This window comes from Burkholderia sp. MSh2, from assembly GCF_000731655.1.
GTDB classification, from domain to species: Bacteria; Pseudomonadota; Gammaproteobacteria; order Burkholderiales; family Burkholderiaceae; genus Burkholderia; species Burkholderia paludis.
The window spans coordinates 16,033-36,655 of sequence record NZ_JPGM01000061.1 but is presented as its reverse complement, the minus strand read 5'-3'; the positions used below and the strand labels follow the sequence as shown (position 1 = coordinate 36,655).

General features: G+C 67.9%; 19 protein-coding genes. 11 read left to right on the top strand and 8 right to left on the bottom strand.

The window, feature by feature from the left end; genetic code table 11:
* Nucleotides 1–21 precede the first annotated feature (21 nt).
* The 5 genes from queC to GQ57_RS30280 all read left to right on the top strand — a co-directional run bounded on the left by queC (nucleotide 22) and on the right by GQ57_RS30280 (nucleotide 3,775).
* Nucleotides 22–756, top strand: coding sequence for a 7-cyano-7-deazaguanine synthase QueC (gene queC / locus GQ57_RS30300; RefSeq protein WP_031399660.1), 735 nt, complete (start codon nucleotides 22–24; stop codon nucleotides 754–756).
* A gap of 75 nt (nucleotides 757–831) precedes the next feature.
* A complete protein-coding gene (queE, locus tag GQ57_RS30295; RefSeq protein WP_031399661.1) occupies nucleotides 832–1,464 on the top strand; it encodes a 7-carboxy-7-deazaguanine synthase in 633 nt (210 codons plus the stop codon).
* A gap of 18 nt (nucleotides 1,465–1,482) precedes the next feature.
* Nucleotides 1,483–1,935 (top strand): 6-carboxytetrahydropterin synthase QueD, encoded by a 453-nt coding sequence (gene queD / locus GQ57_RS30290; protein ID WP_034199793.1) that lies wholly within the window; start codon nucleotides 1,483–1,485, stop codon nucleotides 1,933–1,935.
* 311 nt (nucleotides 1,936–2,246) lie between these two features.
* Nucleotides 2,247–3,032, top strand: a complete 786-nt coding sequence (locus GQ57_RS30285) for an HpcH/HpaI aldolase family protein (RefSeq protein WP_031399662.1) — start codon at nucleotides 2,247–2,249, stop codon at nucleotides 3,030–3,032.
* Nucleotides 3,029–3,775 (top strand): tetratricopeptide repeat protein, encoded by a 747-nt coding sequence (locus GQ57_RS30280; RefSeq protein WP_031399663.1) that lies wholly within the window; start codon nucleotides 3,029–3,031, stop codon nucleotides 3,773–3,775. Before GQ57_RS30285 ends, GQ57_RS30280 begins: the two co-directional genes overlap by 4 nt.
* Before the next feature lie 88 nt (nucleotides 3,776–3,863).
* Here GQ57_RS30280 and rodA read toward each other — a convergent pair whose 3' ends face one another.
* The 5 genes from rodA to GQ57_RS30255 all read right to left on the bottom strand — a co-directional run bounded on the left by rodA (nucleotide 3,864) and on the right by GQ57_RS30255 (nucleotide 10,149).
* Nucleotides 3,864–5,012 carry a rod shape-determining protein RodA gene (gene rodA / locus GQ57_RS30275; RefSeq protein ID WP_031399664.1) on the bottom strand — a complete coding sequence of 383 codons (1,149 nt, stop codon included), beginning with the start codon at nucleotides 5,010–5,012 and terminating at the stop codon, nucleotides 3,864–3,866.
* 11 nt (nucleotides 5,013–5,023) lie between these two features.
* On the bottom strand, nucleotides 5,024–7,309 hold the full coding sequence (gene mrdA, locus GQ57_RS30270; protein WP_031399665.1) for a penicillin-binding protein 2: 2,286 nt from the start codon (nucleotides 7,307–7,309) through the stop codon (nucleotides 5,024–5,026).
* Between the two features lie 105 nt (nucleotides 7,310–7,414).
* Nucleotides 7,415–7,927, bottom strand: a complete 513-nt coding sequence (mreD, locus tag GQ57_RS30265; protein ID WP_006482567.1) for a rod shape-determining protein MreD — start codon at nucleotides 7,925–7,927, stop codon at nucleotides 7,415–7,417.
* A complete protein-coding gene (mreC, locus tag GQ57_RS30260; RefSeq protein ID WP_034199792.1) occupies nucleotides 7,924–8,982 on the bottom strand; it encodes a rod shape-determining protein MreC in 1,059 nt (352 codons plus the stop codon). The genes mreD and mreC overlap by 4 nt, the downstream gene beginning before the upstream one ends.
* Before the next feature lie 123 nt (nucleotides 8,983–9,105).
* Nucleotides 9,106–10,149, bottom strand: coding sequence for a rod shape-determining protein (locus tag GQ57_RS30255; RefSeq protein WP_004189550.1), 1,044 nt, complete (start codon nucleotides 10,147–10,149; stop codon nucleotides 9,106–9,108).
* A 367-nt stretch (nucleotides 10,150–10,516) separates the two neighbouring features.
* Here GQ57_RS30255 and gatC point away from each other — a divergent pair, with 367 nt between their 5' ends.
* The 5 genes from gatC (at nucleotide 10,517) to GQ57_RS30230 (ending at nucleotide 15,671) form a co-directional block, all read left to right on the top strand.
* A complete protein-coding gene (gene gatC, locus GQ57_RS30250) occupies nucleotides 10,517–10,816 on the top strand; it encodes an Asp-tRNA(Asn)/Glu-tRNA(Gln) amidotransferase subunit GatC (protein WP_031399667.1) in 300 nt (99 codons plus the stop codon).
* 66 nt (nucleotides 10,817–10,882) lie between these two features.
* The gene (gene gatA / locus GQ57_RS30245; protein ID WP_034199791.1) at nucleotides 10,883–12,373 is read left to right on the top strand and encodes an Asp-tRNA(Asn)/Glu-tRNA(Gln) amidotransferase subunit GatA; all 1,491 of its coding nucleotides are present in this window, start codon (nucleotides 10,883–10,885) and stop codon (nucleotides 12,371–12,373) included.
* A gap of 2 nt (nucleotides 12,374–12,375) precedes the next feature.
* Nucleotides 12,376–13,848, top strand: a complete 1,473-nt coding sequence (gene gatB, locus GQ57_RS30240) for an Asp-tRNA(Asn)/Glu-tRNA(Gln) amidotransferase subunit GatB (protein ID WP_034199790.1) — start codon at nucleotides 12,376–12,378, stop codon at nucleotides 13,846–13,848.
* 169 nt (nucleotides 13,849–14,017) lie between these two features.
* Complete coding sequence (locus GQ57_RS30235) at nucleotides 14,018–14,857, top strand: PPK2 family polyphosphate kinase (protein ID WP_031399670.1); 840 nt, start codon at nucleotides 14,018–14,020, stop codon at nucleotides 14,855–14,857.
* A 40-nt stretch (nucleotides 14,858–14,897) separates the two neighbouring features.
* Nucleotides 14,898–15,671, top strand: a complete 774-nt coding sequence (locus GQ57_RS30230; RefSeq protein WP_031399671.1) for an exodeoxyribonuclease III — start codon at nucleotides 14,898–14,900, stop codon at nucleotides 15,669–15,671.
* Between the two features lie 102 nt (nucleotides 15,672–15,773).
* Here the strand turns inward: GQ57_RS30230 and GQ57_RS30225 are convergent, their stop codons facing one another.
* On the bottom strand, nucleotides 15,774–16,826 hold the full coding sequence (locus GQ57_RS30225; RefSeq protein ID WP_034199789.1) for an NAD(P)-dependent alcohol dehydrogenase: 1,053 nt from the start codon (nucleotides 16,824–16,826) through the stop codon (nucleotides 15,774–15,776).
* Nucleotides 16,827–17,053: 227 nt separating this feature from the next.
* Between GQ57_RS30225 and GQ57_RS30220 the strand changes: the two genes are divergently transcribed.
* Nucleotides 17,054–18,028 (top strand): AraC family transcriptional regulator, encoded by a 975-nt coding sequence (locus tag GQ57_RS30220; protein WP_031399673.1) that lies wholly within the window; start codon nucleotides 17,054–17,056, stop codon nucleotides 18,026–18,028.
* Nucleotides 18,029–18,101: 73 nt separating this feature from the next.
* Here GQ57_RS30220 and GQ57_RS30215 read toward each other — a convergent pair whose 3' ends face one another.
* Nucleotides 18,102–19,154 carry a M48 family metallopeptidase gene (locus GQ57_RS30215; RefSeq protein WP_034199788.1) on the bottom strand — a complete coding sequence of 351 codons (1,053 nt, stop codon included), beginning with the start codon at nucleotides 19,152–19,154 and terminating at the stop codon, nucleotides 18,102–18,104.
* Nucleotides 19,144–20,565 carry an AmpG family muropeptide MFS transporter gene (locus tag GQ57_RS30210; protein ID WP_031399675.1) on the bottom strand — a complete coding sequence of 474 codons (1,422 nt, stop codon included), beginning with the start codon at nucleotides 20,563–20,565 and terminating at the stop codon, nucleotides 19,144–19,146. The genes GQ57_RS30215 and GQ57_RS30210 overlap by 11 nt, the downstream gene beginning before the upstream one ends.
* Nucleotides 20,566–20,623: the final 58 nt, after the last annotated feature.

Below are 20,623 nucleotides of genomic sequence, written 5' to 3'. Positions count from 1 at the left end.
ACACATTCACGGAGTATCACGGTGATTCGGACAGACGCTAAAGACGGCGCGCTCGTGTTGTTTTCCGGCGGGCAGGACTCGGCCACGTGCGTGGCATGGGCCCTCGAACGCTACCAGACGGTCGAGACGCTCGGCTTCGATTACGGCCAGCGCCATCGCGTCGAGCTCGAGTGTCGCGAAGGCGTGCGCGAAGCGCTGAAGCGCCGGTTTCCCGCGTGGTCCGACCGGCTCGGCGACGATCACATGGTCGACCTGTCGGTGCTCGGCGCGATCAGCGACACCGCGATGACGCGCACGATCGAGATCGAGACGGCGGCCAACGGCCTGCCGAACACGTTCGTGCCGGGCCGCAACCTGCTGTTCATGACGATCGCCGCAGCGATCGCCTATCGCCGCGGGCTGCGCGTGCTGGTCGGCGGGATGTGCGAGACGGATTTTTCGGGCTACCCCGACTGCCGCGACGACACGATGAAGGCGCTGCAGGTTGCGCTGAACCTCGGGATGGACACGCGCGTCGTGCTCGAGACGCCGCTGATGTGGCTCGACAAGGCGCAGACGTGGCAGCTCGCGGAGCAGCTCGGCGGCGAGGCGCTCGTCGAACTGATCCGCGTCGAGACGCACACGTGCTACGTGGGCGAGCGCGCGGAGCTGCACGACTGGGGCTTCGGCTGCGGCGAGTGCCCGGCCTGCAAGCTGCGCAAGCGCGGCTACGAGGCCTACCTGAAGGGCGAGCGGGTGACCGAAGCGCCGCTGTGACGCGGGCGTGCCGGCAGCGCCCGGCGAATGATGGATTCTGATCGACAACGAGTGGCGCGAGCCGGACGAAGGACGATGACTTACGCGGTCAAGGAAATTTTCTACACGTTGCAGGGCGAGGGCGCGAACGCGGGCCGGCCGGCCGTGTTTTGCCGGTTCGCCGGCTGCAACCTGTGGTCGGGCCGCGAAGAGGATCGTGCGGAGGCCGTATGCCGCTTCTGCGACACGGACTTCGTCGGCACCGACGGCGAGAACGGCGGCAAGTTCAAGGACGCCGACGCGCTCGTCGCGACGATCGCCGGCCTGTGGCCGGAAGGCGAGGCGCACCGCTTCGTCGTCTGCACGGGCGGCGAGCCGATGCTGCAGCTCGACCAGCCGCTCGTCGATGCGCTGCATGCGGCGGGCTTCGAGATTGCGATCGAGACCAACGGTTCGATGCCGGTGCTCGAGTCGATCGACTGGATCTGCGTGAGCCCCAAGGCCGACGCGCCGCTCGTCGTCACGAAGGGCAACGAGCTGAAGGTCGTGATCCCGCAGGACAACCAGCGGCTGGCCGAGTATGCGAAGCTCGACTTCGAGTATTTCCTCGTGCAGCCGATGGACGGCCCGTCGCGCGATCTCAATACGAAGCTCGCGATCGACTGGTGCAAGCGTCATCCGCAGTGGCGCCTGTCGATGCAGACCCACAAATACCTGAACATTCCCTGAGCCACGGCTTTTGACATCGTGCTGATTACCCGAAAACTCGAATTCGACGCGGGCCACCGCATTCCCGATCACCGCAGCCAGTGCCGGAACCTGCACGGCCATCGCTACGTGCTCGAAGTCACGCTGCGCGGCGATCTCGTCGATACCGAGGGGGCGCCCGACCGCGGCATGGTGATGGATTTCGCCGACGTGAAGGCGCTCGCGATGGAGCACCTGGTCGGCAAGTGGGACCACGCGTTCCTGGTCTACGCGCGCGACGAGATCGTGCGCTCGTTCCTCGAGCAGATGGCCGACCACAAGACCGTCGTGATCGACCGGATTCCGACCGTCGAGAACCTCGCGGCGATCGCATTCGACATCCTCGCGAACGTGTACGACGCGCACTACGGCGTGAACCTGCGCCTCGAGCGCGTGCGCCTGTACGAAACGCCGAACTGCTGGGCCGACGTCGAGCGCCAGCCCGGCCGCTGATCCTGTCTTCCCGGCAGCCCCGCCGGCCGGCGCGGGCTGCCTGCCGCCGCCTCCGGCGGCTTCGTTCCGCCCCGTTCCCCATCCGTTCCCACATTCCGCGTAACGCCGCGCTATGATCGTTGCGTGGCACCCGGAAACGCAGTGGCGCGCCGGCGCGCGGCCCGCACTGTCAGATTGGCCGCCCACGGCCGACTGACGTTCCCGGGCCCGGTCCGTCGCCGCCCGCCGTGCGTCGCTGCCCGGCGTATTGCGCGCCGCCTCGCCCGTTGCTTGTCCCGTTCGACTGCCGTTCCGTCCTGGAGGCCGTATCGATGAGCACGCTCACCAATTCCCTCAAGCAACGCCTGCGCGACGGCGACGAGCCGCTATACGGCCTGTGGCTGTCGCTCGGCAGCGACGCGGCCGCGGAAGCGCTCGCGCATGCCGGCTACGACTGGCTCTGCATCGACATGGAGCACGCGCCGAACGACAGCCGCGATGTTGCATCGCAACTGCGCGCGATCGCGGCCGCCCACCTGCCGAGCGAGCCCGTCGTGCGCGTGCCGGCGCGCGAGCCGTGGCTCGTGAAGCGCGCGCTCGACGCCGGCGCGCGCACGCTGATGTTTCCCTGCATCGAGACGCCCGACGATGCCGTGCACGCGGTGCGGCTCACCCGTTATCCGTCGCCCGAATCGCCGGATGGGCTGCGCGGCGTCGCGGGCATGGTGCGCGCGGCGGCGTTCGGCATGCGCCGCGATTACGTGCAGACCGCGAACGCGCAGGTCGCGGTGATCGTGCAGATCGAATCGGCGCGCGGGGTCGACGAAGTCGAGCGGATCGCGGCGCTGCCCGGCATCGACTGCCTGTTCGTCGGTCCGGCCGATCTCGCGGCGAGCCTCGGGCATCTCGGCGACATCCGCCATCCGGACGTCGAGGCCGCGATGGCGCGCGTGCTCGCGGCCGGCAGGCAGGCCGGCGTCGCGGTCGGCATCTTCGCGGTCGATACGGCGGGGGCGCGCCAGTACCGCGACGCCGGCTACCGGATGATCACGCTGTCGGCGGACGTCAGCTGGCTGTTGCGCGCCACGCGGCAGGCGCTGCAGGAGGTGCGGTCATGAACGGTGGCGAGGGTACATTCCGCGTGCGCGGGAAGATCGGCGCGATGCTCGGCCTGTGGATCGTCTGTATCGCGGCGACCGCGCAGGGCGCGCCGCAAGCGAAGCCCGATCCGTCACGCGAGACGCAAGCGGCGGTCGCCGACTACAACGCGGGCGACTATCGCGCGGCGCTGGTGCAGTTCCACGACGCGGCGGAACGCGGCGACCGTCTCGCGCAATTCAACTACGCGATGATGCTGCTGACGGGCGAAGGCGTGACGGCGAACGTCGACGAGGGGTTGCGCTGGCTGAGGCGCGCGGCGGACGCGAACATGTCGCACGCGCAGTACGTGTACGGCCGGATGTTCGACGACGGCGAATTCGTCGCGCGCAATCCGGCCGAGGCGCATCGCTGGTTCCTGCGGGCGGCGAAGCAGGGGCATGTGCAGGCCGAGCTGTCGCTCGCGAACCAGTTCCTCGACGGGCGCGGCACCCCGCGCGACAACCGGCAGGCGTTCGTGTGGTACAAGCAGGCCGCCGACGCGGGCGAGCCGACCGCGCAGTACGTGACCGCGTCGTTCTACGAGCGCGGCGGCGACGGCGTCGAGCAGAACCTGAACATCGCGCGCGCGTATTACGCGGCGGCGGCCGCGCAGGGCGACGAGGCGGCCGGGCTGAAATTCAAGGAGCTGAGTGCGCGGCTGAGGGCGCAGGCGCCGGGCGCAGGTGCGGAGCCGGGCGGGGCGCACGCGCCGCCGCAGTGAGCGCCGCCGCGGCGCGCGGGCTTTCGGCAGGCGGCATGGAAAAACGGCGCCGGGGCGCCGTTTTCTCGCCGCAGTGCGTGCCGCGCGGTTAGCTCTTCATCAGCCGGCGCTGCCGCCCGACGCTCATGATCATTCCGATCGCGATGCCGAGCGTCGTGAGCGCGGTGCCGCCGTAGCTCATGAACGGCAGCGGCACGCCGACGACCGGCAGCACGCCGCTCACCATCCCGATGTTGACGAACGCATAGACGAAGAACGCGAGCGTGAGCGAGCCCGCGAGCAGGCGGCCGAACAGCGTCGCGCCCTGCGCGGCGATGTAGAGCCCGCGCGCGATCAGCGCCATGTACAGCGTCAGCAGCACGAGCCCGCCGACGAGCCCCCATTCTTCCGAGAACACCGCGAAAATGAAGTCGGTGTGCTTCTCCGGAATGAATTCGAGGTGAGCCTGCGTGCCTTTCAGGTAGCCCTTGCCGAGCACGCCGCCCGAGCCGATCGCGATCACGGCCTGGATCGTGTGGAAGCCCTTGCCGAGCGGGTCGGAGGTCGGATCGAGCAGCGTGCACACGCGGTGCTTCTGGTAGTCGTGCATCAGCGGCCACTGCACCTCGGGCTGGCAGATGCGCTGCTCGAACACGGCGATCGAGCCGACCGCGATCACGCCCGCGACGAGCACCGGCACGATCAGCTTGAACGACAGGCCGGCGAGGTAGATCACGAAGAAGCCGGCCGCGAACACGAGCAGGCCCGTGCCGAGGTCGGGCTGCTTCGCGATCAGCCCGACCGGCACCAGCAGGATCCCGAACGCGGCGATGAAGTCGTACCAGCGCAGCCCGCCTTCGCGGCGCTGGTAGTACCAGGCAAGCATCAGCGGCGTTGCGATCTTGAGGATCTCGGACGGCTGGATCACGACGCCGACGTTCAGCCAGCGCTTCGCCCCCTTCTTGGTCATCCCGAACAGCGCGACCGCGACCAGCAGCGCGACCCCGAACGAGTAGAGCGGGACCGCGAAGCGCATCAGCGTGGTGGGCGGGATGTTCGCGATCACCCACATCAGCACGAACGTCAGCAGGATGTTGCGTAGCTGGTCCTCGACGCGGCCCGGCATGTCGATGCTCGCGCTGTACAGCGTGACGATGCCGACGCACATCAGCAGGAACACGATGAGGGCGAGCGGGCGGTCGAAGCCCGCGAACATCTGCTTGATCTTGTCGAGCCAGGCGCGCTTGTCGAATTGCATGCCTTTCTCCGTTAATGAGCGGTGCCGACGTCCGCCGACTTCGCGGGGGCCGTCGCACGGTGGGTGTCGTCCCGCGGCGTCGCGACGAGCGGCTGCGCATCGCTGGCCGGCCGGTGGGGCCGGTGCGGGCGCCGGATCGGCGGCAGGCTCGCGGGCGCCGGCGCGGCGGCGCTGGCGACGGTCGGTGCGGCGGCGTTTGCACCGGCCGCAGCCGACGCATCGGAGGCCGCCGCGGCCGACGCCGCGTCGATCGCGCTGGCCGCCGTCGGCACGACGGGTTGCGGCAATGCCGTGAAGCCGGCCGCGACGGCCGCCGGCTTGTTCGCGTCGCCGATCACCGGCGCGTTGATCGGTTCGGTCGCCGACGCCGCGGCCGCCACGGCTGCGGCCTCGTTCTGCGGGTTCTGGCGGTCGACGAGGTAGAAATCGAGCACGCGGCGCGCGATCGGGCCCGCGGCCTGTGCGCCCCAGCCGCCGTTCTCGACGATCAGCGCGATCGCGATCTGCGGATGGTCGACCGGTGCGTACGCGATGAACAGCGCGTGGTCGCGCAGGTGCTCGGCGAGCAGGTGGCCCTTGTAGTTGCCGCCCTGCAGCGAGAACACCTGCGCGGTGCCGGTCTTGCCGGCCGCGAGGTACTGCGCGCCGCGGAACACCTTGTAGGCGGTGCCGGACGGGTTCTCGACCACGTTTTCCATCCCGCGCTTCACGACGTCGAGGTCGGCCTGCTTGTACGGCAGCACGTCGCTTTCCTTCGGCACGGTCAGGCGGCGGCCGCGCGTGATCGGATCCTCGATTTCCTTCACGAGGTGGGGCTTCATCACGATGCCGTTGTTCGCGAGCGTCGCGGTCGCGTGCGCGAGCTGCAGGATCGTGAACGAGTTGTAGCCCTGGCCGATCCCGAGGCTGATCGTCTCGCCGTCGAACCACTTCTGTTGCGCCGCCTTCTTGAACGCCTTCTTCTTCCAGTCGGTCGACGGCAGGATCCCGCGCGCCTCGCCCTGGATGTCGATCCCGGTGATCTGGCCGAAGCCGAGCGGTTTCATGAAATTCGCGATCGCGTTCACGCCGAGGTCGCGTGCGAGCATGTAGAAGTAGGTGTCGTTCGACACCATGATCGCCTTGTTCATGTCGACCCAGCCCTGGCCCGAGCGCACGTCGTTGCGGAACGTGTGGCCGCCGAACGTGAAGTAGCCGGGGTCCTGGAAGCCCCAGCCCGGCGTGCGCTTGCCGAGCGTCAGGCCCGCGAGCGCCATGAACGGCTTGTACGTCGAGCCGGGCGGATAGGTGCCGTGCAGCGGGCGGTTCAGCAGCGGCTTGTCGGGCGAGTTGTTCAGCTCGTCCCAGGTCTGCTGGTCGATGCCGTCGACGAACGAATTCGGGTCGAAGCTCGGCGACGACACGAACGCGAGCACGTCGCCCGTCTTCGGCTCGATCGCGACGAGCGCGCCGCGCTTGCCGGCGAACGCCTGCTCGGCGACCTGCTGCAGCCCGATGTCGAGCGACAGCACGAGGTTGTTGCCGGGCGTCGCCTGCGTGCGCGACAGCGTGCGCACGGGCCGGCCGCCGGCCGTCACCTCGACTTCCTCGAAGCCCGTCAGCCCGTGCAGCTCGGTCTCGTAGCTCTGCTCGACGCCGATCTTGCCGATGTAGTCGGTGCCCTTGTAGTTGTTCGCGTCGCGGCGCGGATCGTAGTTTTCCTGGTCGCTGTCGTTGTCGTCGCTCATCGCGTCGATGCGATCCTGGTCGCGCTTCGAGATCCGGCCGATGTAGCCGATCACGTGCGCGGCGGTCATGCCGAGCGGGTATTGACGGAACAGCCGCGCGCGCACGTCGACGCCGGGGAAGCGGAAGCGCTGCGCGGTGAAGCGCGCGACTTCCTCGTCGGTGAGGCGCGTGCGGATCGGCAGGCTCTCGAAATTCTTCGAGTCTTCCTGCAGCTTCTTGAAGCGGCGGCGGTCGCGTGCGTCGATCGGGATGATCTCGGACAGCTTGTCGATCGTGTTGTCGAGCGTGTCGTCGAGCTTCGACGGCGTGATTTCCAGCGTGTAGGCCGAGTAGTTCTTCGCGAGGATCACGCCGTTGCGGTCGGTGATGATCCCGCGGTTCGGCACGATCGGGGCGACCGAGATGCGGTTTTCCTCGGCCTGCAGCGCGTATTTGCCGTGCTGCATCAACTGCAGGTAGAAGAAGCGGCTCGCGAGCAGCCCGAAGCAGACGAACACGAACACGCCCGCCGCCGCGACGCGCAGGCGGAACTTCGAGAGCTGCTGTTGGGTGTCGTTGAATTCGGTCATGCGATTAGGGGCAATCTGACCCGCGCGCGGGCGGGCGAGGCGCAGCCCCGGAGCGCGGCGCGCGGCGGGCGTGGGGGCGGCGGGTATTCAAGGCGGGCCCCGGGCTCAGATGGGGCGCGTATCGTCCGGATCGACCGGGCGGCGCTGCGGCATCAGCAGCAGGTGGCTGGCGATCGGCCACAGCGCGGCCTCGACGAAGCCGTCGACCAGGTAGCGCCAGCCCGGGAACGCCGCGCCCATCAGGAGGCGGATCACGAACGGCACGAGCTGCGCGACCACCAGCAGCGGCGTGACATACAGCACCTGCACGCCGATCGGCATCCACAGCACGCGGCGGTGGATCGTGATCGCGCCGTACGACAGCAGCGTATAGGCGAGCGCGTGCTCGCCGAGCAGCCCCGCGTCGTGCACGTCCATCAGGATGCCGAGCGCGAACGCGACGCCCATCCCGACCTTGCGCGGCTGGTGGATGTTCCAGAACAGCAGCACGAGCGCGACGAAATCGGGCACGCCGGGCAGGCGGCCCCACGGCATCAGGTTCAACAGGAACGCGGCGGCGAGGCTGAAGACGATGAAGTACGGATTGACCGGCTGCAGGATGTATTGCGGGCGGTTCATCGCTGGGCTCCTGGTTGCCCGGCCGCGGGCTTCGCGGATGCGGCGGCGGGTTTGGCCGGAGCGGCGGGCGCGGGTTTCGCGCCGGCGGCCGGCTTCGCGCTCGCGTCGGCCTTGTCGGCTTTTTCGGCCTTGTCGCCCTTGGCGGCGGCTTTCGCGCCCTTCTTGCCGCCCTTCGCGTTCTTGTCGGCGGCCGGATCGGGTTCGGCGGGACGCGGCGGGATGTCGTTCTGGTAATGCAGCACCAGCATCTGGCGCGCACCGCGTACGGCGGCGACCGGCGCGCAGGTCACGCGCGCGAACGCGGTATCGGCGAGCTTGTCGACGCGCGCGACCTTCGCGACCGGCAGGCCGGGCGGGTAGACGCCGTCGAGGCCGCTCGTGACGAGCTCGTCGCCGGCGACGAGATCCGCGCTCGTCGGCACGAAGCGCAGGTCGAGCGAATCGCCCTTCGGCGTGCCGTAGATCACGCTGCGCAGGCCGGTGCGCAACACCTGCACGGGAATCGCGAGATCGCGGTCGGTGATGAGCGTGACCTCGGACTGCAGCGGGAACACGCGCGTGACCTGGCCGACCACGCCGTCCTCGCTGACGACGGGCGAGCCGTTCTGGATGCCTTGCTGCGAACCTTGCCCGACGACGATCTTCTGCGTGAACGGATCGCTGGTGTCGTACTGGATCTCGACCGGCGTCGATTGCGTCGCGATGTGCTGGCGCAGCTCGAGCACCGCGCGCAAGTGCATGTTTTCCTGCGCGAGCACGGCGGCCTGGTTGGCCTGCGTGGACAGTTGCAGGTTGCGCTTGCGCAGCGCGTCGTTGTCGTGGCGTAGCGATGCGCCGGTGACGGCGATGTCGGCCGCGCCCATGAACAGGTCGCGCGGCACGAGCGCTGCGCGCTGCAGCGGATAGAGCACGGTGCCGAGCACGCCCCGGACGATTTCGAGCGTGCTGAAGCGCGCGTCCGATACGAGGAGCGCGATCGCGAGGGCAACGAAGAAGATGAGCCGCGCGAGCGCGGGCGGACCTTGCTTGAAGAGGGGCGGCGGACTGTATTCCATGGTCGGCGCCGGGCGCTGTGATCGGTTAAATGATGCTCAGACGCGCAAACGGCGCGGCGGTTCGTTCTGAACGAGCGATCCGGCCACGCCGCGGGTGCGTCATGTCAAGAAACTGCTAGACGATCACTCGTACGAGAAGATGCTGCCCAGCTTGTCCATGCGCTCGAGCGCCATGCCCGAACCACGCACGACGCAGGTGAGCGGATCTTCCGCGACGAGCACCGGCAGGCCGGTTTCTTCCGCGAGCAGGCGGTCGAGGTCGCGCAGCAGCGCGCCGCCGCCCGTCAGCATCATCCCGCGTTCGGCGATGTCGGCGCCGAGTTCCGGCGGCGTCTGTTCGAGCGCGATCTTCACCGACGACACGATCTGGTTCAGCGGATCGGTGAGCGCCTCGAGGATTTCGTTGCTGGAGATCGTGAAGCTGCGCGGGATGCCTTCCGACAGGTTGCGGCCCTTCACTTCCATTTCCTTGACTTCGGAACCCGGGAATGCGGAACCGATTTCCTTCTTGATCGCCTCGGCGGTCTGCTCGCCGATCAGCATGCCGTAGTTGCGGCGGATGTAGTTGACGATCGCCTCGTCGAACTTGTCGCCGCCGACGCGCACCGAGCCCTTGTACACGATGCCGCCGAGCGAGATCACGCCGACTTCCGTCGTGCCGCCGCCGATGTCGACGACCATCGAGCCGGTGGCTTCCGACACCGGCAGGCCCGCGCCGATCGCGGCCGCCATCGGCTCCTCGATCAGGTAGACCTGCGATGCGCCGGCGCCGTGTGCGGCTTCCTTGATCGCGCGGCGCTCGACCTGGGTCGAGCCGCACGGCACGCAGATGATGATGCGCGGCGACGGCGAGAACATGCGCGACTCGTGGGCCGTCTTGATGAACTGCTTGATCATCTGCTCGGTGACGGTGAAGTCGGCGATCACGCCGTCCTTCATCGGGCGGATCGCCTCGATGTTGCCCGGTACCTTGCCGAGCATCTGCTTGGCTTCCTTGCCGACCGCCTGGATCGTCTTCTTGCCGTTGGGGCCGCCTTCCTGGCGGATCGACACGACGGACGGCTCATCGAGCACGATGCCCTTGCCGCGCATGTAGATCAGGGTGTTTGCGGTGCCGAGGTCGATCGCGAGATCGTTGGAGAAGTAGCTGCGCAAAAAACCGAACATTCAGAATCCTGTTTCGCTCTGGGCCGGCCCTGGATAGCGAGCGCTGAGGGCGGCAGCGGAAAAAATAACAGCCTCGGGAAGCGTGGCGGAAGCGGCCGCCGCGGCGCACGAAGCTGCGAGTGATGTCTACCGGGGATCGCACGAAGCACGCACGGCTTGCCGAAGCGGGGCGAAACGGTGCGGGAAAAGGCTGCCGGGTTTGGGTCGAACGCGTAATGATACCTTATAATTTCACGGTATTTGAATCGAAACGGGCGGTATTTTTGCCGCTTCGGTCCCGATTTTTGAGGGTGGGATCGCACCCTCCAACCCCCCGCCGCAGTGCAGCTTTCGATGCATTGCGCAGCCTTGTTTTTCCGGTGATCGCATGGCCCTGACCCTGACCGATGTGAAACGCATCGCGCACCTGGCGCGACTCGAAATGGCCGACGCCGACGCCGAGCACATGCTCGGCCAGCTCAACGAATTCTTCGGCCTCGTCGAGCGGATGCAGGCGGTCGACACCGCCGGCATCGCGCCGCTCGCCCACCCGATCGAACAGATCCAGGAAGTCGCGCAGCGCCTGCGCGACGACGCCGTGACGGAAGTTGTCAATCGCGACGACAACCAGCGTCCGGCGCCGGCCGTCCAGGACGGCCTCTATCTCGTGCCGAAGGTGATCGAGTAAGCATTCGACGACAAGCGCGCCGGCCTCGCGCCGCGCGCGACCCAGAATTCCCAGGAAAACCACTCAATGCACGCAAAAAGCCTGACCGAACTGCGCGCCGCGCTCGCCGCCAAGGAATGCTCGGCCGTCGAGCTCGCGCAGCTCTACCTGAAACGGATCGACGCCGCGCGCGACCTGAACGCGTTCGTCCACGTCGATGCCGACCTGACCCTCGCGCAGGCGAAAGCCGCCGACGCCGAACTCGCGCGCGGCGCGGGCGGCGCGCTGACCGGCCTGCCGATCGCGCACAAGGATGTCTTCGTCACGCGCGGCTGGCACTCGACCGCCGGCTCGAAGATGCTCGCGAACTACGCGAGCCCGTTCGACGCGACCGTCGTCGCCCGCCTGCAGGCGGCCGGCATGGTCACGCTCGGCAAGACCAACATGGACGAGTTCGCGATGGGCTCGTCGAACGAGAATTCGGCGTTCGGCGCGGTGAAGAACCCGTGGGACACGAACGCCGTGCCGGGCGGCAGCTCGGGCGGCAGCTCGGCCGCCGTCGCCGCGCGCCTCGCGCCGGCCGCGACCGGCACCGACACCGGCGGCTCGATCCGCCAGCCCGCGTCGTTCGCGGGCGTGACGGGCATCAAGCCGACCTACGGCCGCGTGTCGCGCTACGGGATGATCGCGTTCGCTTCGTCGCTCGACCAGGGCGGCCCGATGGCGCAAAGCGCGTCCGACTGCGCGCTGCTGCTGAACGCGATGGCCGGCTTCGACGAGCGCGACTCGACGAGCCTCGAGCGCGACGATGAAGACTTCACGCGCCACCTCGGCCAGCCGTGGGCGGCGGGCAACGACGCGGGCAAGCCGCTCGCGGGCCTGCGCATCGGCCTGCCGAACGAGTATTTCGGCGACGGCCTCGCCGACGACGTGCGCGCGACGATCGACGCGGCGCTGAAGCAGTACGAGGCGCTCGGCGCGACGCTCGTGCCGGTGTCGCTGCCGAAGACCGAGCTGTCGATCCCGGTGTATTACGTGATCGCGCCGGCGGAAGCCTCGTCGAACCTGTCGCGTTTCGACGGCGTGCGCTTCGGCCACCGCGCCGCGCAGTACGGCGACCTGCTCGACATGTACAAGAAGTCGCGCGCCGAAGGCTTCGGCCCCGAGGTGAAGCGCCGGATCCTGGTCGGCGCCTACGTGCTGTCGCACGGCTACTACGACGCGTACTACCTGCAGGCGCAGAAGATCCGCCGCATCATCGCGAACGATTTCCAGGAGGCGTTCAAGTCCTGCGACGTGATCATGGGCCCGGCGTCGCCGACGGTCGCATGGGATCTCGGCGCGAAGGGCGACGATCCGGTGGCGATGTATCTGGCCGACATCTACACGCTGTCGGTGAGCCTCGCCGGCCTGCCCGGCATGAGCGTGCCGTGCGGTTTCGGCGCGGGCGCGAACGCGAAGCGCCCGGTCGGCCTGCAGATCATCGGCAACTATTTCAACGAAGCCCGGATGCTGCAGGTCGCCGACGCGTTCCAGCGCGCGACCGACTGGCACAAGCAAGTTCCGGCGGGGGTGTAAGCATGACTCAATGGGAAGTCGTTATCGGTCTCGAGACGCACGCGCAACTGTCGACCGTCTCGAAGATTTTCTCGGGCGCGCCGACGCAGTTCGGCGCCGAGCCGAACACGCAGGCATGCCCGGTCGACCTGGCGCTGCCGGGCGTGCTGCCGGTGCTGAACCGCGGCGCGGTCGAGCGGGCGATCCGCTTCGGCCTCGCGATCGGCTCGACCATCGCGCCGCGCAGCATCTTCGCGCGCAAGAATTACTTCTACCCGGATCTGCCGAAGGGCTATCAGATCAGCCAGTACGAGATTCCGGTCGTGCAGGGCGGCCGGATCACGATCCAGGTGCCCGCCAACGAAAAGGCCGGCAAGGAAGCGTACGAGAAGACGGTCAACCTGACCCGCGCGCACCTCGAGGAAGACGCAGGCAAGTCGCTGCATGAAGACTTCGCCGGGATGACGGGGATCGACCTGAACCGCGCGGGCACGCCGCTGCTCGAGATCGTCACCGAGCCGGAAATGCGCAGCGCGGCCGAGGCCGTGGCCTATGCGAAGGCGCTGCACGGGCTCGTCGTGTGGCTCGGCATCTGCGACGGCAACATGCAGGAAGGCTCGTTCCGCTGCGACGCGAACGTGTCGGTGCGCCCGGTCGGCCAGGAGAAGTTCGGCACGCGCGCGGAGATCAAGAACCTGAACTCGTTCCGGTTCCTCGAGGAAGCGATCAACTACGAAGTGCGCCGCCAGATCGAACTGATCGAGGACGGCGGCGAGGTCGTGCAGGAAACGCGCCTCTACGATCCGGACAAGCGCGAGACGCGTTCGATGCGCAGCAAGGAAGACGCGCACGACTACCGCTACTTCCCCGACCCCGACCTGATGCCGCTCGTGATCGGCCAGGACTGGATCGAGCGCGTGCAGTCCGGGATGCCCGAGCTGCCGGCCGCGATGCAGCAGCGTTTTGCCGAGCAGTACGGCGTGTCCGCGTACGACGCGGGCGTGCTGACGTCGAGCAAGGCGATGGCCGCGTACTTCGAGTCCGTGGTCGCGAAGGCCGGCGCGGCGAACGCGAAGATCGCCGCGAACTGGCTGATGGGCGACGTATCGTCGCAGCTGAACCGCGACGGCATCGAAATCGACGCGATCCCGGTGTCGGCGGCCCAGCTCGCGCTCGTGCTGCGGCGCATCGCCGACGGCACGATCTCGAACAAGATCGCGAAGGAAATCTTCGCGACGATCTGGGACGAGAAGGCGGACGACGAAGGCGCGGCCGACCGCATCATCGACGCGAAGGGCCTGAAGCAGATCTCCGACACCGGCGCGCTGGAAGCGATCATCGACGAGGTGCTCGCGGCGAACGCGAAGTCGGTCGAGGAATTCCGCGCGGGCAAGGAGAAGGCGTTCAACGCGCTGATCGGCCAGGCGATGAAGGCGACCAAGGGCAAGGCGAACCCGCAGCAGGTGAACGAGCTGCTGAAGAAGAAGCTCGGCTGAGCATGACCGCGCGTGCGAACCGCGCTTGACGACGGGCCGCCCCGAAGCAGTTCGGGGCGGCCCGTTGCATTGAAGGCTGCGTTATCGTATGCACCCCGGGGTCTGTTCACATAGGCGGCACATGTGCGTTCCCTATGTAAACAGACCCAAGCTTCCAACGGAGGAACGAATGGCCAAACAACCGTCGCTCGACGATTTTCGCGTGCCGTTCAGCACGCGCGAGAAGGAAGCCGCCGCATTCGCGCTCGACGCGTTCGATCCGGCCGCGAAGCCGTTTTCGTCGGGCTCGAAGGACGCCGACCGCGAACGGCTGTCGGCCGTGTCGACCGAGCTCGACGTGCAGCAGGAGCGCCTGCATACGCAGCAGAAGAAGCGCGTGCTGCTGGTGCTGCAGGGGATGGACACCAGCGGCAAGGACGGCACCGTGCGCGCGGTGTTCCGCGAAGTCGATCCGCTCGGCCTGCGCGTCGTGTCGTTCAAGGCGCCGACGCCGATCGAGTCCGCGCACGATTTCCTGTGGCGCGTGCATGCACAGGTGCCGGCCGCGGGCGAGCTCGCGATCTTCAATCGCAGCCACTACGAAGACGTGCTCGTGCCGCGCGTGCTCGACCAGATCGACGCGAAGGAGTGCGAGCGCCGCTACCGGCAGATCCGCGATTTCGAGACGATGCTGGTCGAGAACGGCACGACGGTCGTCAAGTGCTTCCTGCACATCTCGAAGGACGAGCAGCGTGCGCGGCTGCAGGCGCGCATCGACGATCCGGCCAAGCACTGGAAGTTCGACATCTCCGATCTCGACGCGCGCAAGCACTGGGACGCGTACCAGTCGGCATACCGCGACGCGCTGGCCGCGACGTCCGCCGAGCATGCGCCGTGGTACGTGATCCCGGCGGATTCGAAAACGCACCGCAACGTGATGATCGCCGAGCTGCTGCTGCGCACGATGACCGACATGAAGCTGGAATTCCCGCCGCCGAAGCCCGAACTCGAAGGCGTGAAGATCCGTTAAGCTGCCACCCTGTAAAACATCGAACTGAACGGAACCCGACATGATGCGAGTGATTACCGCCAACCTGAACGGCATCCGCTCCGCCGCGAAGAAGGGCTTCTTCGACTGGCTCGGCGAACAGAACGCCGATTGCGTGTGCGTGCAGGAAATCAAGGTGTCGGCCGACGACCTGCCGGCCGAATTCATCGAGCCGCACGGCTTCAAGGGCTATTTCCACCACGCCGAGAAGAAGGGCTACAGCGGCGCGGGCGTGTACAGCCGCCGCGAGCCCGACGACGTGATCATCGGCTTCGGCAGCAGCGAATTCGATGCCGAGGGGCGCTACGTCGAGGCGCGCTACGGCAAGCTGTCGGTCGTGTCGGTGTACGTGCCGTCCGGCTCGAGCGGCGAAGAGCGCCAGCAGGCGAAGTACCGCTTCATGGACGAGTTCATGCCGCACCTCGCCGCGCTGAAGAAGAAGCGCGAGGTGATCCTGTGCGGCGACGTGAACATCGTCCACAAGGAAATCGACATCAAGAACTGGAAGAGCAACCAGAAGAACTCGGGCTGCCTGCCGGAGGAGCGCGAGTGGCTCACGAAGCTGTTCGACGACGTCGGCTACGTCGACGTGTTCCGCACGCTCGACCCGCGCGCCGAGCAGTACACGTGGTGGAGCAACCGCGGGCAGGCGTATGCGAAGAACGTCGGGTGGCGGATCGATTACCAGATCGCGACGCCGGGCGTGGCCGGTACCGCGAAAAGCACGTCGATCTTCAAGGACATCAAGTTCAGCGATCACGCGCCGCTGACGATCGACTACGACTACAAGAAGTGAGCCCCGGCGCCGTGTCGCGCGCGTAGCGGCCGAACCATTCCGCCGCCGGATGCAGAACGGGCCGCATGTCGAACATGCGGCCCGTTTCCATTGACGCGTCGCTTACGGCTTGATGGACGCCATGTCGATCACGAACCGGTACTTCACGTCGCTCTTCAGCATCCGCTCGTAGGCCGCGTTGATCTGCTGCATCGGAATCGTCTCGATGTCCGACGTGATGCCGTGCTCCGCGCAGAAGTCGAGCATTTCCTGCGTTTCCGCGATCCCGCCGATCAGCGAGCCCGCGAGGCGGCGGCGCTTGAAGATCAGGTTGAACACCTGCGGCGACGGGTGGTCGTGTTCCGGCGCGCCGACCAGCGTCATCGTGCCGTCGCGTTTCAGCAGGTGCAGGAACGGGTTCAGGTCGTGCTGCGCGGCGACCGTGTTCAGGATGAAGTCGAAGCTGTTCAGGTGCGCGTGCATCTGCGCCTCGTCCTTCGAGATCACGACTTCGTGCGCGCCGACGCGCTTGCCGTCCTCGATCTTCGACGGCGACGTCGTGAACAGCACGACGTGCGCGCCCATCGCGCGCGCCAGCTTCACGCCCATGTGGCCGAGGCCGCCGAGCCCGACGATGCCGACCTTCTTGCCGGGGCCGACGTTCCACTGCCGCAGCGGCGAGTAGGTCGTGATCCCCGCGCACAGCAGCGGTGCGGCGCCGGCCGGGTCGAGCGTCTCGGGCACGCGCAGCACGAACGCCTCGTCGACCACGAGCTGCGTCGAGTAGCCGCCGTACGTGATATCGCCCGTCACGCGATCCTGGCCGTTGTAGGTGCCGACGAAGCCGTTCTCGCAATATTGCTCGAGGCCGTCGGCGCAGCTCGGGCAGGTGCGGCACGAATCGACGAGGCAGCCGACGCCGACCAGCTCGCCGACCTTGAAGCGCGACACCTGCGGGCCGACCGCGGTGACGCGGCCGACGATTTCGTGGCCCGGCACGACCGGGTAGGTCGTGTTGCGCCATTCGTTGCGCGCCTGGTGCAGATCCGAGTGGCAGACGCCGCAGAAGAGGACGTCGATCCGGACGTCGAGGTCGCGCAGCGCGCGACGCTGGAATTCGAACGGGGCGAGCGGCGACTGGGAATCGGTCGCCGCGTAGGCATAGGTTGTGCTCATGCGATGGGCTCCTTGTCCGGAACGGGGTCCGGTGAAACAGACTGCCGTCGCATCATGTGGCGATGCGGCGAGGCAGGACGTCATCGTAAGGAGCGCGGCGCCGCGGCGAAATACATGAAGGTCTCGAAGATTTGCCTATTCCTCTCGAATTGCATGCGAACAGCCGTCAAAATGCGTTCCAGGTGCTACATTGCGAGCCAGATTCTCTTGCCGTACAGGACCCGCCGATGAGCTTCCAGCCTCTTTTCGCCGACGCGGGCGAGCGCGTGCAGCGCCGCATGATCGAGTTGCACACGCGCCTCGCGCCGAACGAGGGCGACACACGCGCGGCGCTCGACGGCGTGCGCTTCATCCGCGTGAGCCGTCCGGGCCCGCGCATGCCCGTGCTGTACGAGCCGAGCATCATCGTCGTGTGCCAGGGGCGCAAGCTCGGTTATCTCGGCGATCGTTCGTTCGTCTACGACGCGCAGCAGTACCTGGTGCTGTCGGTGCCGCTGCCGTTCGAATGCGAGACGTTCGCCAGCATGGACGAGCCGTTCCTCGCGATCTCGATCCGCGTCGATCTCGCCGTGATCGCCGAGCTTGCGATCCTGCTCGACGAGACGCTCGGCGCGGCCGTCAGCGAGCCGCTCGGCGTCTATTCGACGGCGCTCGACGCGCCGCTGGCCGACGCGGTCGTGCGGCTGCTCGAAGCGCTGGCGTCGCCGCACGACACGCGCGTGCTGGGGCCCGGGATCATGCGCGAGATCGCATACCGCGTGCTGACGGGCGCGCAGGGCGACGCGATCCGCGCGGCGCTCGTGCAGCAGCATCACTTCGGCCGCATCGCGAAGGCGCTGCGGCGCATCCACGCGGAGCTGACGGCCGACCTCGACGTCGAGACGCTCGCGCGCGAAGCCGGGATGAGTCTCGCGGTGTTCCATGCGCAGTTCAAGCACGTGACGGCGACGTCGCCGATGCAGTACGTGAAGGCGGCGCGCCTGCATCAGGCGCGGTTGATGATGGTGCAGGACGGGGTCGGCGCCGGCACCGCGGCCGCGCGCGTCGGTTATGCGAGCGCGTCGCAGTTCAGCCGCGAATTCAAGCGGCTGTTCGGCCGCAGCCCGGGTGACGAGGTGCGCTGGATGCGGGAGAGCGGCAGCCGGACGCCCGGCGAGCGCGCGGCGATCGACCAGTCCGCCGGAGCGGACGTCGACGCCTAGGGTCTGTTCACGCCAATCCTGCCCTGCGGGCGCAAGGGCGCGTTGGCGAGCCCGTTATCGGCGTGAGCAGGCCTTAGCGCCGCACGACCTTGCGCCGTTGCGCGCTGATGCCCGCATAGTCGGGCAGCGTGTCGACGCGCTTGCCGATTGCCTTCGCGTACAACGGCATCAGGTCCGGCAGGCGATTCAGAAGATCCTGGCGCCGGGCCGTGCTGTACGGGTGCGTGTAGATGAAACCCGTCGCCTTGTTCGCACGCGTCGCGATCGCGAGCTTGTCCCACAGCGTGATCGCCGCGCGCGGGTCGAAGCCCGCGCGGGCGGCGATGTCGCCGCCGATCACGTCGGCCTCGGTTTCGTCGGTCGGATCGTAGTGCAGCGATTGCAGGCGCTCGCCGAGGTTCAGCGCCGGCGGCAGCGGATCGCCGAGGCCGAACAGCGGCGGCAGCGCGGCGGCGCGCAGCGAGGTTTGCGAGGTCGCGCTGAAGTTGCTGCGCGCGTGCTCGCGCAGCGCGTGCGCGATGCCGTGCGCCAGCAGCACGCCGAGTTCGTCGTCGTTCAGATGGACGCGGTCGAGCATGCCGCCGTACACGAGCACCTTGCCGCCGGGCAGGCAGGTGAGCCGGATGTCGCGCGAGCGGATCGCGTTGACCTCCCACGCCCAGTTCTTCACGCGGTCGTTCCACTTCACCGAATACGGCGCGAGCTTCGCGACGATCGCACGCAGGCGCTTCACGCGCGGCTGGTTCGCGGGCAGCAGGCGGTCGCTGTCGGCCGCCGCCTGCACGATCTGCATGTATTCGTTCGCGGTGAGCTGTTCGAGCAGCGGCGACGGGATCAGCGTGCGGAACGCGATGGCGTTGCCGTAGCGAAGCTGCTGAGGCGTCTGCGCGTCGGCGGTCTTCGCCGGCGCAGCGGCGCCGGTCGGCTGCGCGGCTTCGGCGGCGGACGGCGGGACGGGCGCGGCGGGCGTCGCGGGTGCCGGCGCGGGCGGCGCGGCGGTCGGCGGGGAGCCCGCCGCGGTCGCGCCCGTGTCGGCCGCGTGCACGAACGTCGCGGCAAGCGCCGCCGCACCGATGCTCAACGAAGCCGCAATGCGCGCGACGCGGCGCGGGCGGTTACTGCGCACGGCTGGCCTCGCCGTTGCGTGCGGCGCCGTTCCACGGCGCGATCTTGAACAGCAGCAGCATGCCGGGAATCGCGAGCGCGGTGCAGACGATGAAGTAGTCGAACCAGCCGATCTTCGCGACGATGAAGCCGCTCGCCGCCGAGGCGAGCGTGCGCGGCACCGACGCGAGGCTCGTGAACAGCGCGAACTGTGTGGCCGTATAGCGCGGGTCGGTCGTGCTCGCGATATACGCGACGAATGCGGCCATCGTCAGGCCGGTCGTGAAGGTTTCGAAGCCGTAGACGAGTGCGAGCGCGACCGTCATCGGGCTGAATTGCGGCGTGACGGCGATGCCGAGGATCGACAGCGCGGATGCGATCGCATGGCTGGTCGACACGGTGAAGTCGTAGAGCATCGCGAGCACCGGCGAGCCGGGGCCGAGCTGCGCGAGCCACGCGAAGCCGAGCGTCGACACCATCTGCAGCGCGCCGAAGATCCACAGCCCGCGGCCGATGCCGATCTTCACGAGCCAGATGCCGCCGATGATGCCGCCGGCGACGCTCGCGACGAGCGCGGTGGTTTTCGCGACGATGCCGATTTCGGTGCGCGAGAAGCCGATGTCGAGGAAGAACGAGGTCGACAGCGTGGTGGCCATCGTGTCGCCGATCTTGAACAGGAAGATGAACGCGATCACGAGCAGCGCGCCGGCCCAGCCGTCGCGCTGGATGAATTCGCGGAACGGCAGCACGATCGCGTCGCGCAGGTTGCGCGGCGGCGCGCCGGCCACTTCGGGCTCGCGCACGAACAGCGTCATCAGGATGCCCGGCAGCATGAATGCGCCGGTGAGCGCGAACACGGCGTCCCACGGCATGTGGTCGGACAGGATCAGCGCCAGCGAGCCGGGGATCAGCGCGGCGAGCTTGTACGCGTTCACGTGCACCGCGTTGCCGAGGCCCTGCTCGGTGTCGCGCAGCAGTTCGCGGCGGTACGCGTCGATCACGATGTCGGAGCTCGCGCCGAAGAACGCGACGAGCGTCGTGAGCGCGGCCACCGTCCAGATCGAGTCGCGCGGCGACACGAAACCGAGCGCGGCGATCGCGCCCGCGACCAGCAGCTGCGTGAGCAGCATCCAGCCGCGCCGGCGGCCCGGCCGCCAGCCGGGCAGGCGCGGGATGTAGCGATCCATCAGCGGCGCCCACAGGAACTTCCACGTATACGGGAACTGGATCAGCGCGAACAGGCCGATTTCCTTCAGGTTCACGCCCTCGGAGCGCAGCCATGCCTGCACGAGGTAGACGAGCGTGAAGAGGGGCAGACCCGACGTGAAACCCAGGAACACGCAGATCAGCATGTGCGTGTTCAGATAGGCTCGCCAGCCGGGGTGATCCTCGTGAGCGGTGAGTGCGGGCGCCTCGTGTGGCGTTTTCGACATGGAATGGAGCTGTGTGGCGTTGACGGATTGCGGCGGCGGCGCAAGCGGCGCAGGAGGG